This window comes from Lacibacterium aquatile (genome assembly GCF_042683105.1).
In the GTDB taxonomy this organism is placed as follows: domain Bacteria; phylum Pseudomonadota; class Alphaproteobacteria; order Elsterales; family Elsteraceae; genus Lacibacterium; species Lacibacterium aquatile.
Genome location: NZ_JBHUIP010000013.1, coordinates 95863 through 110065, shown reverse-complemented (window position 1 = coordinate 110065; position 14203 = coordinate 95863). Strand labels below are relative to the sequence as shown.

Genomic DNA, 14203 nt, shown 5'->3' with positions numbered 1-14203 from the left:
GGTTTTAAATTCACCCAAGAACTATCCCGTTTTCGCGCCACACCAATAGACGAGCAATCATTTCAGCGGCAGCCCATCCGGAAATCGTTTGCGCAGATGTTCACTATGCACCGGCTCATCTTGAGAAAGTCGAGGCTGCAGACAATCCGAAAGTTCAGTAGAGATACTAAACTCGAGCGTTCTTCCTAAGTTGGATATCTTTGACCAGTCCCAATCCACATCCACCGTCAAATAATGATAAAGCGCAGCAAAGGGATACTCTCCCCTCAAGCTGTAGGCGACCGTCGCATCAATAAGACAGCGCTCCGCAAGGTCACAAAATTTCTGCTGTCCATAGAGAGACGTTAAATAATCTATATTCCCGCCGTGGAAATGAACAAACAATCCGTCCTTGACATCCGGCAACCCCAGAGAACGGTAAGTGAATGTATCGCCCCCGCCCATTTTCGTAATACAAATCGGCCGATACAGGGCACTCAGACGCGCTTCATCGATTTCAACGCGCGTCAAAGGAGCAACCTTGAACGGCGGTTCATAGGCCATCCACGTTAAAATCGGCATGCAACCCGGCAGCAATACAATAAATGATAATAAGATTATCGATCGCCTCATTTTATCTCCTCTACCGCCGAGTACACATGGTCGAAAATTTTATTCGTCAATGCATGCCCATCATCGAAGTGGTATTCTGGCGTCGCTGAATTTTCAGGATGCGTCGTACTCGCGATCGTCCATTCACCGTCCAGGATCCCACTGGGTGTCAATTTCCTCCAAGGCTGACCGCCCATCGCGACAGTATTCGGGGATCGCCAAGACACAGGGCGAGCAGGTAGGCCTGGTGGATCCTGGACATAGACATTCAACCACGTCTTTGTGTTTGTCGGCCGCATCTGAGGCTTAGGGGGATTTCCCGGCTCCGAGCTTCCAGGAGGCCAAAAAAAGCCACTCGTTCCCACTGCATCAAGTGTAACCAACAGGTCTACGACGATCTTCTTGAGGCCCACGCGGTCCGCCACATGATAGGCTGTGTGCCCGCCCCAACTGTGACCGACAAGTGCGATCTGGTGCCCAGGATAGCGCTTCGTCCATCGAATTTCAGAAAAGCGACAATTCAACACTTAATAAAATCAGGTACAATATTTAAAGTAACGTTGCTCTCCAAACCATCAATTTGAGTTTGCCTCACCTCATCGGGACGCGTCATTAATTTATACAACAAGCCATAGGGGTATTCTCCTCTTTCGATGTATTCGATCGAGGTGTTGGTCACACATTTTTCCAGAGCGCACCCCCATCCTGGCTCGGTTTTTTTGGCCAGGCGGAGATAATTATTCTCAAACTTGCTATCCGCCCTAAACGGACCAAGCTTAATCGACATTTGACGATCTCGTGACCAGGCGCCGAGTGGAAGTTCCGCTTTGTCCGGACTTTGGAAGATTGGCGCACACATCGGGCCAAACAACTTATGCAATACCGCAACATCGATATCTTCGCGCGCCACTGGTTTCACGATGATCGGACCATACATCATTTCGTTAAACCCCTCCGGGTCGAACAAATAATCCGAGTAAAAACAAGAACTCAAAAAAAATCCAAATCCAATAATTAAGAAATTTGCCCTCATCTTATCATCGACTCGACTTCTGATTTAACTGGTGCGAACAAAATATCCATTCTCGTGTGCCCGTTATCTAAATGATGTTGTGGCTGCCCGTCCGCCGGGACCATTGTGCTGGTAATAGTCCACTCATCATCAGCCAAACCACGCGCCTTTAATTTTCCCCAAGGCCCACCACGTAAGCGGGTAACCCTATTACTGCCAGAGTTTGGATAAGGTATATCGGGGGGATCTGAAACATAAACATTCAACCATCGCTCTGTTGTGACCGGCCGCTCGAATGGTTCCGTCGGCGAGTAAAATGGGAAACCCGATTTTTGCTCAAAATTAATATTAGTTACAGGATCCAAAGTTACCAAAAGATCTAGTTTTACATTTTTCTCTGCAACTTTCAATGCAGCGCGATAACTACCGAACCCTCCAAAGCTATGGCCTACCAGCGTTATTTGATGCCCTGGATATTGCACCCGCCATTTTTCGATATAATCCGCAATATCCGAATAGCTATCGTGTGTGAAATAAGCCTTCGCCTGAGCGGAATGACCAGCAGCGCAATAACGTTCGAACAGCCTGAACATGTGCTTGTTAGCCGTATCACCGAAGCCACCAACGAATATTACCAGAGCTTTATTGCAACGTAGTATCGGATCACACCCAAGATTTGGCCTCCCTAATTTGGGAGAAAGATCGTCGACATCCGGTATGGGTGCGCCTGCCTCTACAGGGAAAACTCCCTCTCCGCTGAAAAATCCCATTAAACAGCTCCTTGACCATTATCCAAGACACTCGCCGCTAACCCTGCCATCCCGCCAGAGGCGTAAGCCTGCGCTGGCTCCTGACGTAGGGGGTCGTCGCGAAAGCCACTGCCCAGTACCAGCCGGATGAACCAGAAGCGGAGGCGGTCGATGGCAGAAGCTCCCGGATAATCGGCAAGCAGCGCGGCATCACTGGCAGTCCGCGCTGCAGCAATGGCGTCCGCTGGAAAAGCTGCGGATCTCTCACCATAGACCTGCCGCACCAACAGCTCGGCTGGCCGGGCTTCGTAGTGTGCCGCCAGGTGGTCATGAAGAAATATGGATCGCAGCAACGAGAGGCTATTGCCCCCGCTCGCGATCCGCGCATTCCCCAAAGCCAGCAACTCTCCCTCATTCCGCACCAGACGTCGGCGATCTGCCGTCAGGAACAGTTCCTCCGTCAGCGGCGCCAGCAGCGGGTCATCCAGAAAACCGCTGCCCAGCAGCGCCAGCAGTTGCGCCAGTGCCTGCCAGTCGCGGCGATCTTCCAGCCCCAGGCGTCGCGCCAGGGAGACCGTGGCTATCGCCAGCCCAGCACGCTCTTCAACCGAGAGTTTCGGCCATTTCTGCCCGATCCAGGCAGTCATCGGAGCGACGCGCTGGGCTGCCATATCGTCGCTCAGCGCTGTCAAAAGCACGTTATCGAGACTGAGTAAGGCCGCTGGCGTTACTGACGGCGCCTCCAGCCACAAGGCTCCCCCCGGTTGCGGAATTCCAAGGCGTTTCATCCCCCATAAAAGCCAGGCCTTTTGCGCGGGCATCAAGGCAGGCCAGAAAGGCAACAGCACTCGACGATCCCACCAGCGCAGCAAGACCAAAGCTCCGTCGGCATCCTGCATCATGCGCCGATCCGCCAGCAGCCCCGGCAGGGACGCCAGCGGCGTATCGCTATCGATCCACAGGCCCCAGCTCTGGTCGGTTAGGGCCTCCAGTTCAGCCGTGGCTGGGGGATTTGGGGCTGTCAGCCATGGCGTGATCCGTCCCATCTGCGGCGCCCCGTCAATCGGCAGCAGCGGCACCGCCGTCAGGCCGTGTGACATCGCCCAGCCGAGGGGTCGCTCAAACAGCGCCGAATCGATCAGAGCATATCGCGTCATGGCTGATCCTCTGTCGACACACACGATGGCACGATGGCCTGCCCTGAAGCCGCCGCATCGACCAGGCTATTGGCGGGGCCGTAAGCCTCGCTATCTCCCCCTTCATTCAGGATCACCAGCGGATCTTCCACGATGATGGTGCCGCCATGGCTGGTCGTATCGCCCTCACGTGCGGCCAGCCCCTTGCTCATCAAGCACCAGGCCGCGCCGGTTGTAATGATGGCGCCGCAACTCGTGGCGTCACCAACCCGCGCGACGCGATTGCCATTACGGCGGATCGTCGGTGCCCCTTGCGTTATGACGGTCATTCCATGTTCCGGACATAGAACCAGATCGCCAACAGCAGCCAATCGTCGTCCCATGGCACGCCTCCCTAGCCGCTCAATTTGTCGAAATCGATTTGCGACGCCGTGACCCGCACACCGCTCTCGTCCATGACAAGGCTCTGCCCACCGACCAGGATCTTCAGCGTCTTTGCCGTCAGCACCACCGTCCGGTCCTCCGTGAACTGCATCCGGTGCAAGGAGGCTTCGGCCCCGGCATTGCGGTCATCCTGGCTGGTATAGAGGCACACGTCCCCCACCGGCAGGCCCAGCGGCCGGTGGCGCTGATCCGGCGTCGCGCAGATGATCGCGCTGTCCTTCTCGCCCCCGATGCACAGCACCACGCCCCGCGCGCCGGGCAACGGCGCCGCGCTCATGCCATAGCTTTCCGCGTGAAAGACACCGTCCGATATCTCGTCCTTGATCATCTCGATCTGGACCGAGTTCGCATTGGTCGAGGTATCAACCCGTCGGATCACACCCCAGTTCACAATCTGATAAATCCGACGCCGAAACGGCGCCATCGCCTTCTCCCACGTCTCCAGGGAAAGTCCCATCTCTCATCTCCATCCGTCTAAGTTAAAGCCGCCGCACCCGCGGGCCGTTTGACGGCGGCGGCGAGACGGCAAAGGCCAGCATCACCGCGTCCGCTCGGTCCGGGCTGTCCTGGCCCCGGCGGCGCAGGCTGTCCTTGCTTTCGACCTTGATGCGGCCCCGACTGTCATAGGCGTAGCGCAGCATGGCAAGCTGGCTCAGCAGCCGTTCGTCATTCGGCAGGCAAAGCTCCCCCGTCTCCATCCGCTCGCGCAGGTTCCAGAACAGCTCGGCCCGCAGGTTGGCGAAGCGCTCGCGTTCGATGGGCGCCGTGCCGACATTGACCGGCATCACCGCTATTCCCTGCTCCCGCAGCCGATCCGTCACCCCGCCGCCCACACCCGCATCATCCACCTTGGCGATGGTGGCTCCGGTCTCGCGCATCGCCGCCACGATCCGCCCGCAGGTCGCCATCGTGTCCTCCTTGCGCCCGGCATAGAGGATTTCGACCCCATCGCCCCGGCGCAGCGCGACCACCGTTTCGTCCCGCCCAAACCGCGCCACATCGATGCCCAGTTCCAGCACGCCCGTGGTCTCCACCTCCGCCGCCACCGCTTTTTTCAGCAGGCGCGGCGGGAACAGCCCATCCGTCCCCTCTTCAGGAAACTCACCGCCGATCTTGGCGCGATAGATCGGGCTGTCCTCGCCCCAGCGCCCCTTCATCTCCTCGACCCACAGCGCGCCGACCAGCAGCGGGCGCAGCTCGTCCGGCACTTCTTCTCCGGTCAGGTTTGGCGTCTTCAACGCATCGATATGGATCTTCACGAAGCCCGACCCCGGCGTGCAGACCTTGGCGAATTCCGAGGCCGGATCGTCGGGATTACCGATGGCAAACAACCGGCTGTCGTCGTTCGTCACCAAGGTTTCCGCCGCATCCCACAGGGGCTTGGGAATGCCGCAGGCCTCGTCGAACACCACCAGCACCCGCCTGGCGTGGATGCCCTGAAAGCCGGTCATATCCATATCGGCGGGTTTGCGGCCAAAGCCGACCATTTCCTGGCCGATCCGCCATTCGGTCATGGTCACCTTGCCAGGCAGCTTGCCAGCCCGGTGCGCCCGGCCGATCTCCCGCCACAGGATCGCCCGTACCTGGGCGAAGGTGGGGGCGGAGGTCACGACGAACGCCTCCCCCGGCGGCCGCGTCGCGATCCACCAGGCGCAGAGGCGCGCAGCCAGGAAGCTCTTGCCCGCGCCATGGCAGGACGGCACCGCCACCCGGCGATTATCGCGCACCGCCGCGGCGATCTCCGCCTGTCGGCTCCAGAGATGATCGCCGAGCACCTCCCGGCAGAAGCCCACCGGATCGTCGGCATAGGCGGCAAGGTCGATGGTCCGCTTAGACGGACTCGCAGACTTCCCCCCGCCCTTGCGGCGAGGCGCGCGGGCAGAGGCTTCGGTCATCGTCACTCACAGAGGTGCGGGAAAAAGAAAGCCGCCTCACGGCGGCCTATTCATCACCAGATCATACGTTCGGCATGGCGGCACAGGCTCCCATGAAAAGCAGGAGCCAAAGAACGGCAAAGCTACGTGTCATCGCTGATTTCCTGGGAGTTCTATCCAGCCCACCTGTCGTTAGGGCGCCACAACGGCAGGCGGAGCTGGCGAACGCTGCCACTTCACCAGCGGCTTGCCGGTGTAAGGGTCAGAGATTGCGCCAGGGAACTTCGGATGGTGATCATAAAGAAGATTTTGACCCCAATAGAACATCTTCTTATTGAGCGCGAGGGTGATCAAGGAAGTGTCGTTCTGGCGCCAATATGCAAAGGCGAATGCGATATCTTCACTGGACGGTTGCGCCGGGACAGCATCGAAGAATGCCGGATTTGACAAAACGGCCGAGTCTTTGAGCAGTCGATTGAAACCGGCTTTCCAAACAGGTTCATCGATAGGTTTGAATAGGGGTTTTTCAACGCTCCCCTGAACCGCCATCCCCTCATACTTCCGGCCCAGGAAAACGCCCGTGGTTGGATCATCCGGAAAATACGGCCTATCCGGGTAATCAGACAGAATGATCTCGCCTGTGAAGGGATCTATGTAATTGACCCACATCGGTTCGGACGGATGGTAACCTACAGGCCTCTTGAAGGTAACATGGTAGGTGTAGGCAATTAGCGGATATTTCGCGTACTCAGGTTTACGAAGAAAGGTCGGCATCGACTGCCAGATCTCCAACGGAACCCTCTGACGGCTACGAACATCGCTCTCAGCCATCTGACCGATCTGCTCGATACTCAAAGGATTGGGGTTCATCGGAACGGATTTCGGCATGGCGGCACAGGCTCCCAGGAAAAGCAGGAGCCAGAGGGCGGTAAGGCTTCGTGTCATCGCTATTTCCTGGGAGGAGCGCTGGGCCAAATACTTAAGGCGTTGCAACCGGTAGCTGGCCGGGGTCGCGCTGCCACTTCACCAGCGGCTTGCCGGTAAGCGGATCGGACTTGGCGCCGGGGTATTGCGGATGATTGTCGAACAGAAGATCTATCACCCAGCGCATCATCTTTTCGTTGAGCGCAAAACTCACCAGGGCGGTATCGTTCTGCCGCCAATACGCAAAGATGAAACCCACCAACTCCGGGGAGGGATTAACAGGAAGCGCATTAAAGAACGCTGGATTGGAGAGAAACGCCGGATCTTTAAGCCAACGATCAAAACCCGCCTTCCAAAGCGGCTCATCAATCGGTTTGAAGAGCGGCTTTTCAACAGAGCCTTTCAACGACATCCCTTCGTATTTTCGCCCCAAGAAGACACCCACCGCGACATTGTCAGGGAAATACGGCCGGTCAGGGTAGCTCGACACCACGAGTTCACCCGTAAAGGGATCGATATAGTTGACCCACATCGGCTCTGACGGATGGTAACCCACCGGGCGCCTGAAGGTGACGTGATAGGTGTAGGCGATCAGCGGATAATCGGCATATTCGGGCTTGCGGATGAAGGTAGGCACCGACTGCCAGATCTCCATCGGTACTTCGTGCGATGAGGCATCGGCATAGGCAATCTGGCCCAGCCGCTCGATGCTCAAGGGCGCAGGGTTAGTCGGGACAGGTTTCGGCATAGCGGCACAGGCTCCCAGCAGGAACAAAAGCGATAGGGCAGCGAAGATTTGTTTCATTAGGGACTTCCTGATAGCTTTGCTTTGCAGGGGCCTGATTCCGTCGAGAAATAGGCCTCTTGAGCAGCGTATATTTGATTTCCGAGTGATTTTTGCTTCTTTAGAAGATCGATTTGTTCTTGAGCCAGCAGTTTTTGCCCTTCAGAAGCCGAGTCGGGATCAAATATCTTATCAATCTCCGCCAACCGCGCTTTATTCTCGACCAATTGCGCCTGCATTCCGGCAAACGGGTTGCCCTGGCGGGTTTTGATATCGCCGAACGGCGGCTTTTTCTCGGGGTCCAGGCAGCACTTGATAGCCTCCTCCCGCCCCGGCAGTTTGCCGGTGATCCAAGCCATTAGCGGTTTCGTGAACCCCGGTTCCTGCGGCCGCAGGCTCGCCTCATATTTATCGGCGGAAACCCAGGCCGGGCAGCCGGTGCCCGTATCATGAATCAGATAGGCCAGAGGTTGGTCGGGATTACCGGGGGCAGCGACGTAACCCAGGGTAGCGACAGCATGCCCCCCAGATATTTGGTCCGTCCAAAGATGTTCCGACAGATGATCGGTCTGCAGAATTTTGCCTTCTCTTAGACGCTGACGAATAGCGGCGGGGGATTGATCTTGAGTCGTCGCGCTATAACCATAGTTGGCATAAAGCCCCTTCAATACAGAGGACGACATGATCGTACCATTCTCTGGGTTGTATTTGATAGGCTCTGGACACTGCGTCAGCCGCTCGGCATTCGCCTGATGCAGCGGGAAAGGCCGATCGGCAGTACCGCCGTCGCGGATGCGCTGGAGTTGCGTCACCTGGGCCGCAGACATCACGACACAGGCATTATTGCTCTGATGCGGCAAATCGAGGCCACTCTGCTCTGGAATACTCAGCCCCCAATATTGGCCTGCTGGCGGGGCGTTTAAGCCGCCCTTATATTTGACGGAGCAGGCCGTCAATTTGGTCAGATCTTCCGGCGGCGCCTCGTCCGGTGATGGCCGGGCCGAAATACTACCTGACGGAAACAGCCCCTCCCCCTCCGCCCACTGGTCCGGGCAGCCGTCGACGATGTAGCCTCCATGGCTGATCTTGTCGCCGCGCCGGGCGATCAGGGCGCCGTCGATGAACTGATTGGGCACGCCGGTGATGATGGTGGCGCCGCAGCCGGTGCGGTCGCCAACTGTCGCGACCGGCTTGTTGTTGGAAAAGACGAAACTCGATCCAGTGACGATCTGGGTCATCCCATGCTCGCTGCACCAGACCGGATCGCCGACACGCGCGATACGGGGCATCTTCTTATTCCTTGGGCATGAAAAAGCCCGGCTCTAAGGCCGGGCTGCGGGTCGTGTATCTTTGGTCGAAGCTTATCCGCCCGAGGCACTCTTCAGATGGATCTGCGTCCCCTTCACCTCGATGCCATTTTCATCGATTGTGAAGCTCTGGCCGTTGAACAGTACCTTGAGGGTCTTGCCCGTCAGCACTACCGTCCGGTCCGCCGTGAACTGCATCCGGTGCTGCGACGCCTCCGCCCCGGCCATGCGGTCATCCTGGCTGGTATAGAGGCACACATCCCCCACCGGCAGGCCCAGCGGACGGTGGCGCTGATCGGGCGTCGCGCAGATGATCGCGCTGTCCTTCTCGCCCCCGATGCACAGGACCACGCCCCGCGCGCCGGGTAGCGGCGCCGCGCTCATGCCATAGCTTTCCGCGTGAAAGACACCGTCCGATATCTCGTCCTTGATCATCTCGATCTGGACCGAGTTTGCATTGGTCGAGGTATCAACCCGTCGGATCACACCCCAGTTCACAATCTGATAGATCCGACGCCGAAACGGCGCCATCGCCTTCTCCCACGTCTCCAGGGAAAGTCCCATAATCGTTTCCTTCAAAGGATTGAGCGGCCCAAAACGGCAGCAGCCGCCCCTGATCCAGGTGGCGGCCGCAATTCTTCAGTCTTGCCAAAAGCTTAACCTCAGCGATTCGCTGGGTCAAGAGCTAATTTTCACGTTTTGTTCTCTCACATACCCCAGTGATCGGCCAGCAGATCGAGAGCTAGGCGCAACATCTCGATGCCGCTGGCGGGATGGCGACCGGTAGCAACCGCCCAGTCACGCGCCGACATGCCTTCGCAGACCACACGGCACAGGGCATCGGACAGGCGGATGCCGACCGCCTGCACCGCCTTGGCATAGTTCCGGCGGGCCGCGACCAGCCCATCCGACATGCTTTCTGCTTCCGATCCCCGGCTACCGTTCACCCGCTCGTCCCAGCGCATGGTCAGGCCAGCTTCAAAGTGGCACCGGTACCAGAGCGCGCGCAGCCGCTTGGCCGCCTCCGCCTGCCGTCCCTTCAACTCGCCGCGCGCGAGATACCGGTCCAGAGGCTCGCCATTGACCCGTACATGGCGTACCGGCACACCCGCCGGATCTTCCTCTTCGACAATCTGTCCGGCTGCGCGCAGGCGCGGGGTGCCATAGTCGGGCTTTTCCTCGAATGACTGTAGACGAACGACAGCAGCTTTTGGCATCGGCAGCACCTTTTCTTGAAAAACAAGCCCCTCTTAATAGGGACCGGTGCGCCGGAATCGAAAAAGCGGACCTTTGCCCGCCTTGTTCTTGATATGTACTTTTTCTTTTAGTGTGTGGCAAGCAAAATCGCAAATAACTCGGCAAGCTTGTTCTGCGCCCTGTCAGGATTCCAGAGGGACATTGTCTAAATTTTGTGATAAATCCGCAAACCATGACAAATGGGGGCATTTGGAAATGGTGATCGAGTCTACGCCGGGCCGGGTACTGGTGATCGACGATCAGCCGATTACGTCGAAATTAATGGCAAGTATTCTGTCCGAAGAATTTGCCGTGACGATCGCCAATTCGGTCGAAAATATTATCGGTCAGTGCCATGCACTGAACCCCGATGCCATTCTTCTTGATGTGATGATGCCGGGACATGATGGCTATCAGATCTGCGGGATGCTGAAGGCCGATCCGATCCTGTGCGATATCCCCGTGCTGTTCGTGACCGCCCGCTCCTCCTGGGAAGACGAAGCCCAGGGTTTGCAGATGGGCGCGGCCGACTTCGTGACGAAGCCCTATAATCCTGCCTCGCTGCGCGCCCGCGTCCGCAACGTCGTGGCCTTGAAGCGTCAGCGCGATTATCTGGCCCGCCTCTCCTCGATCGACGGCCTGACCGGGATTGCCAATCGTCGCCAGTTCGACGATCTCTTCGCCCGCGAATGGCGCCGCCATCTCCGTGGCACCCAGCCGCTCGGCGTGATCCTGCTCGATATCGATCATTTCAAGCGCTACAATGACAGCTGTGGCCATGTGGCGGGCGACACATGTCTACGCGCCGTCGCCCAGGCCATTGAGGCCAGCCTGAACCGCTCGTGCGATCTCGCCGCTCGCTATGGCGGTGAGGAATTCATCTGCCTGCTGCCGGAAACCGATACGGACGGCACCAAGAAGATGGCGGAGCGGATCGGCGAAGCCATTCTCGCCCTCGCCATTCCCCACCCTGCGTCTGAAACCTCGCCCTATGTCACCATCAGCCGGGGCGCACTATCGCTAATCCCGAGCGGTAACAGCACGCCGGAAAGTATGCTGATATCCGTCGACGCCTATCTTTACGAAGCCAAGCGATCCGGCCGCAACCGCACCGCTGGCCCCGACGTCACGAGCGATCAACCTCTCGCCAGCTAAGCCCGGACGAAATCCATAACGGCGCCGACCGCATCCTCGCGGTCGACCCGGATCACCCCGCCGGGCAACCGTTCGGCGGGTATTTTATTGGCTTTCAGGGCGGCATAAGTCTGATCGAGGTCGCTGGACTTCAGCGTGATGCCGCAGATCGTCGGCAGGCCCCGCGCAGTACCATCGTCCGAATAAAGCCCCGCAGCATCGTCGGCTGTCACAAACAGGATCACCTGTTTGCCCACATGCACCGCCCAAGTGTCGTCGGTCGGTGTGACGGCGCTTATCCCCACCAGCTTTTCATAGGCGCGGGCGGTTTCTTCGGGATTTTCGACCGCGACCGTGACGCTCTGAATACCGACAGCAGCGTTGGGGTGCCTGACCCAGGTCGGGCGGCGCAACAGCTCCGGCGTCAGATGCTCGACCAGAAAGCCATTGATCGCGGGCATTTCCTCGGGTGGCAAGCGCGTCAGGGCAAAGCGCGGCTCGATGTCTCCTTCCGGCAGTTCCAGAAGGCGCGATAAGGCGTGCGGCCCATGTGGGTTCAGTCCACGGCCACGCAACTGCTCCGCCACCAAAGCGGAATCCGTGATTCCAAAAGTGATCGCCAGCAGCCCGTCGCCGCCACTTGCCAGGAATTTATCGAGCCCGTTCGATTCACCCGCCGGGTCCACCATGCCCAGAAACTCCAGGTAGTCCTGCTCGAACATCACGCAATAATTGCCAGTTCCCCAGCCTTTATGGCGCCCGCGCGGAGTAACGACAAAGCCGAGTTTCTGGGCTGCCTTGCGGGTCGCCTCCAGATCGCCTGTCCCATAGATCGCATGATCAAAATTCAAAGCTGGCAACGCCATCTTCATATCCTCGTGGATAAGATCCTCTGACATCGGTGTCGCACAGGAGACGGCCTGAAAACCAGCGTAAATACGACGGTCCTTTTAGGGGCTTGCACACCCAGAAGAAGGCCGTTAACCATGCAGGATAGGCCTCCGCCATATCAGCACTCGGGTGATGGGACAATTGTTCTAGGAAAGCGAAACGGGCATGCGGGTAGCGGCAGGCGGTGGTTCCTTTTTTTGGGATGAAGAGCTTTCTTTGACGACCCTTGACTCGGTCGTCGATCGTTCGCTCGTGGATACTTTGGCGGCTTGGCAAAACCTGCAAAAAGCCACGGGCCGCGCTGTCCCCTCGCGCAAGCAGTTTTTTCCTGAGACCGTCCCCGGCGCCCGCGGGCGGCTTTCGCTCTGGATGGTCATCGCCCCCGAGGATGGCAAGGGGTTGGATTTCGAGATGATCGTCCAATCCAGCCGGACCATGATGCTCTATCGCCTGCAGCCTGGGCGGATCACGGTCGGCAACCTGTCGAACGATGGCTATCGCGAATTGATGATGGCGCATTTTGGTCATGTCTGCGAACAGCGGGTGCCGCTGGCCACCCGTATTCACCTGGAGCGCGAGGGGCATCCAACGGTTTTTTACGACCGGTTGGCCGTTCCCTTTTCCGAAGATGGCGCGAGCATAAATTATTTGCTTACATGCGCTGATTTCTCGGTAGAGACTGCAAACGCCATCCGAGACACCGTCCCCGACTTCAACCAACAAAGTCCTGGCTGGAGTCAAAAAGGCTCCTAACGTCTACATACGAACAAATTCTTGCAAATTTCATTGAAGTGTTCTTCCTAAAACAGCCGCAAGCGAATTGGAGGACGCCCCAAAGGGGGACAGATGTCGGAAGCGTCTCGTATACTCGTCGTCGAAGATTCCCGTTTCTTCAGCCAGTTGGTTTCGAAGGGCATAACCGACCGTATGCCGCAGGCCGAGGTAACCGTGGCTGCTTCGCTTGCTGAAACTCAGGCGATTGTGGCAGCGGCAGCCCAGCCGTTCCATCTGGCCCTGGTCGATCTTGTTCTTCCAGACAGCAAGGAAGGTGAGGCGCTGGACTTCGTTCAATCTCACTCCATCCCCTGCATCGTCTTTACCTCAGTCTTTTCGGCCGACCTGCGCGAGCGCCTGTTCGCCGATCAGGTCATCGATTATGTGCTGAAAGACACCCCGTCGAGTCTCGACCATCTCCTGAGCCTTGTGGAACAGCTCCACCGGAATCGGACCACCAAGATCATGGTGGTCGATGACTCGCGGACGGCCCGCCATTACCTGCGCGATCTGCTGCGCTCATATCATTTCCAGGTCGTGGAAGCCGCTAATGGGAACGAGGCGCTCGACCGTCTCAAGACCGACACGTCGATCCGGCTCGTTCTCATGGACTATCATATGCCGGATATGGATGGGATCGAGATGACCCGCCGCATCCGCGCCCAGCATCCGCCTGATCGGCTTGCGCTCATCGGGGTTTCCTCGGTCGGCAGCCACACGCTCTCCGCCCAGTTCATCAAACACGGCGCCAATGACTTCCTGAACAAGCCCTTCCTGCGCGAGGAGTTTTTCTGCCGTGTCGTGCAGAACCTCCGCATGCTCGACCTGCTCGACCACCTACGCGAAAGCGCGAGCCGCGACTTCCTGACCGGGCTTCACAACCGCCGCTTCTTCTATGAGAGCGGGGCTTCGCTGATGGCCACGGCCAAGCGGGGCCAGATCTCCCTGACCGCTGCCATTGTCGATGTCGATTTCTTCAAACAGACCAACGACACCTACGGACATGAGGCAGGCGACCTTATTCTGCGCAAGGTCGCGGAATGCTTGACCCGGCACCTACGCGAAAGCGACATGGTCGCCCGGATCGGGGGCGAGGAATTTGCCCTGCTGACCGTCAATATGGCCCCTGACAGCGCCTCGGATTATTTCGAGGAACTGCGCCAAGCCATTTCCGAAATCCGCATTGTCCATGGCGGTAAGAGCATCGGCGCGACGGTCAGCATCGGGGTTCATATCGGCAGCGCCGATAATCTGCCCGCTCTGATCGACCTCGCCGATCAGTCGCTCTACAAAGCCAAAGCGGCGGGCCGCAATACCGTCCATCTGACCCGCGCCGACTGACCGGAG

General features: G+C 58.1%; 17 protein-coding genes. 3 read left to right on the top strand and 14 right to left on the bottom strand.

All coding sequences use genetic code 11. The features are described 5' to 3' along the window. Positions 1–57 precede the first annotated feature (57 nt). The 13 genes from ACFSM5_RS15630 to ACFSM5_RS15570 form a co-directional block, all read right to left on the bottom strand. Positions 58–612: a hypothetical protein gene (locus tag ACFSM5_RS15630; RefSeq protein ID WP_379877417.1), complete on the bottom strand. Its 555-nt coding sequence runs from the start codon at positions 610–612 to the stop codon at positions 58–60. Then, positions 609–1118, bottom strand: a complete 510-nt coding sequence (locus tag ACFSM5_RS15625) for an alpha/beta hydrolase (RefSeq protein ID WP_379877416.1) — start codon at positions 1116–1118, stop codon at positions 609–611. Before ACFSM5_RS15625 ends, ACFSM5_RS15630 begins: the two co-directional genes overlap by 4 nt. Then, entirely contained in the window at positions 1112–1624 is a 513-nt protein-coding gene (locus ACFSM5_RS15620) for a hypothetical protein (protein WP_379877415.1), read from the bottom strand. Before ACFSM5_RS15620 ends, ACFSM5_RS15625 begins: the two co-directional genes overlap by 7 nt. Beyond that, on the bottom strand, positions 1621–2373 hold the full coding sequence (locus tag ACFSM5_RS15615; RefSeq protein ID WP_379877414.1) for a lipase family alpha/beta hydrolase: 753 nt from the start codon (positions 2371–2373) through the stop codon (positions 1621–1623). The genes ACFSM5_RS15620 and ACFSM5_RS15615 overlap by 4 nt, the downstream gene beginning before the upstream one ends. Then, positions 2373–3509, bottom strand: a complete 1137-nt coding sequence (locus tag ACFSM5_RS15610; protein ID WP_379877413.1) for a DUF4123 domain-containing protein — start codon at positions 3507–3509, stop codon at positions 2373–2375. Before ACFSM5_RS15610 ends, ACFSM5_RS15615 begins: the two co-directional genes overlap by 1 nt. Beyond that, positions 3506–3871, bottom strand: a complete 366-nt coding sequence (locus ACFSM5_RS15605; RefSeq protein WP_379877412.1) for a PAAR domain-containing protein — start codon at positions 3869–3871, stop codon at positions 3506–3508. The genes ACFSM5_RS15610 and ACFSM5_RS15605 overlap by 4 nt, the downstream gene beginning before the upstream one ends. An 11-nt stretch (positions 3872–3882) precedes the next feature. After that, on the bottom strand, positions 3883–4389 hold the full coding sequence (locus ACFSM5_RS15600; protein ID WP_379877410.1) for a phage baseplate assembly protein domain-containing protein: 507 nt from the start codon (positions 4387–4389) through the stop codon (positions 3883–3885). A gap of 22 nt (positions 4390–4411) precedes the next feature. After that, a complete protein-coding gene (locus ACFSM5_RS15595; protein ID WP_379877408.1) occupies positions 4412–5827 on the bottom strand; it encodes a hypothetical protein in 1416 nt (471 codons plus the stop codon). Positions 5828–5998: 171 nt separating this feature from the next. Beyond that, positions 5999–6751 (bottom strand): hypothetical protein, encoded by a 753-nt coding sequence (locus ACFSM5_RS15590; protein ID WP_379877407.1) that lies wholly within the window; start codon positions 6749–6751, stop codon positions 5999–6001. Between the two features lie 34 nt (positions 6752–6785). Further along, positions 6786–7535, bottom strand: coding sequence for a hypothetical protein (locus ACFSM5_RS15585; protein WP_379877405.1), 750 nt, complete (start codon positions 7533–7535; stop codon positions 6786–6788). Next, positions 7535–8803 carry a PAAR domain-containing protein gene (locus ACFSM5_RS15580; RefSeq protein ID WP_379877403.1) on the bottom strand — a complete coding sequence of 423 codons (1269 nt, stop codon included), beginning with the start codon at positions 8801–8803 and terminating at the stop codon, positions 7535–7537. The genes ACFSM5_RS15585 and ACFSM5_RS15580 overlap by 1 nt, the downstream gene beginning before the upstream one ends. A gap of 72 nt (positions 8804–8875) precedes the next feature. Continuing rightward, on the bottom strand, positions 8876–9385 hold the full coding sequence (locus ACFSM5_RS15575; RefSeq protein ID WP_379877402.1) for a phage baseplate assembly protein V: 510 nt from the start codon (positions 9383–9385) through the stop codon (positions 8876–8878). Positions 9386–9528: 143 nt separating this feature from the next. Then, positions 9529–10038 carry a DUF6456 domain-containing protein gene (locus tag ACFSM5_RS15570; protein WP_379877400.1) on the bottom strand — a complete coding sequence of 170 codons (510 nt, stop codon included), beginning with the start codon at positions 10036–10038 and terminating at the stop codon, positions 9529–9531. 235 nt (positions 10039–10273) lie between these two features. On the opposite strand from ACFSM5_RS15570, the gene ACFSM5_RS15565 reads away from it, so the two are divergent. Beyond that, the gene (locus ACFSM5_RS15565; RefSeq protein ID WP_379877398.1) at positions 10274–11212 is read left to right on the top strand and encodes a diguanylate cyclase domain-containing protein; all 939 of its coding nucleotides are present in this window, start codon (positions 10274–10276) and stop codon (positions 11210–11212) included. Here ACFSM5_RS15565 and ACFSM5_RS15560 read toward each other — a convergent pair. After that, a complete protein-coding gene (locus tag ACFSM5_RS15560) occupies positions 11209–12057 on the bottom strand; it encodes a VOC family protein (RefSeq protein WP_379877397.1) in 849 nt (282 codons plus the stop codon). The genes ACFSM5_RS15565 and ACFSM5_RS15560 overlap by 4 nt on opposite strands. Before the next feature lie 190 nt (positions 12058–12247). Here ACFSM5_RS15560 and ACFSM5_RS15555 point away from each other — a divergent pair, with 190 nt between their 5' ends. Together ACFSM5_RS15555 and ACFSM5_RS15550 are read left to right on the top strand one after the other, a co-directional pair. After that, positions 12248–12835, top strand: a complete 588-nt coding sequence (locus tag ACFSM5_RS15555; protein ID WP_379877396.1) for a hypothetical protein — start codon at positions 12248–12250, stop codon at positions 12833–12835. A 93-nt stretch (positions 12836–12928) separates the two neighbouring features. Then, a complete protein-coding gene (locus ACFSM5_RS15550; protein WP_379877395.1) occupies positions 12929–14197 on the top strand; it encodes a diguanylate cyclase in 1269 nt (422 codons plus the stop codon). The last annotated feature ends 6 nt before the right edge of the window (positions 14198–14203 follow it).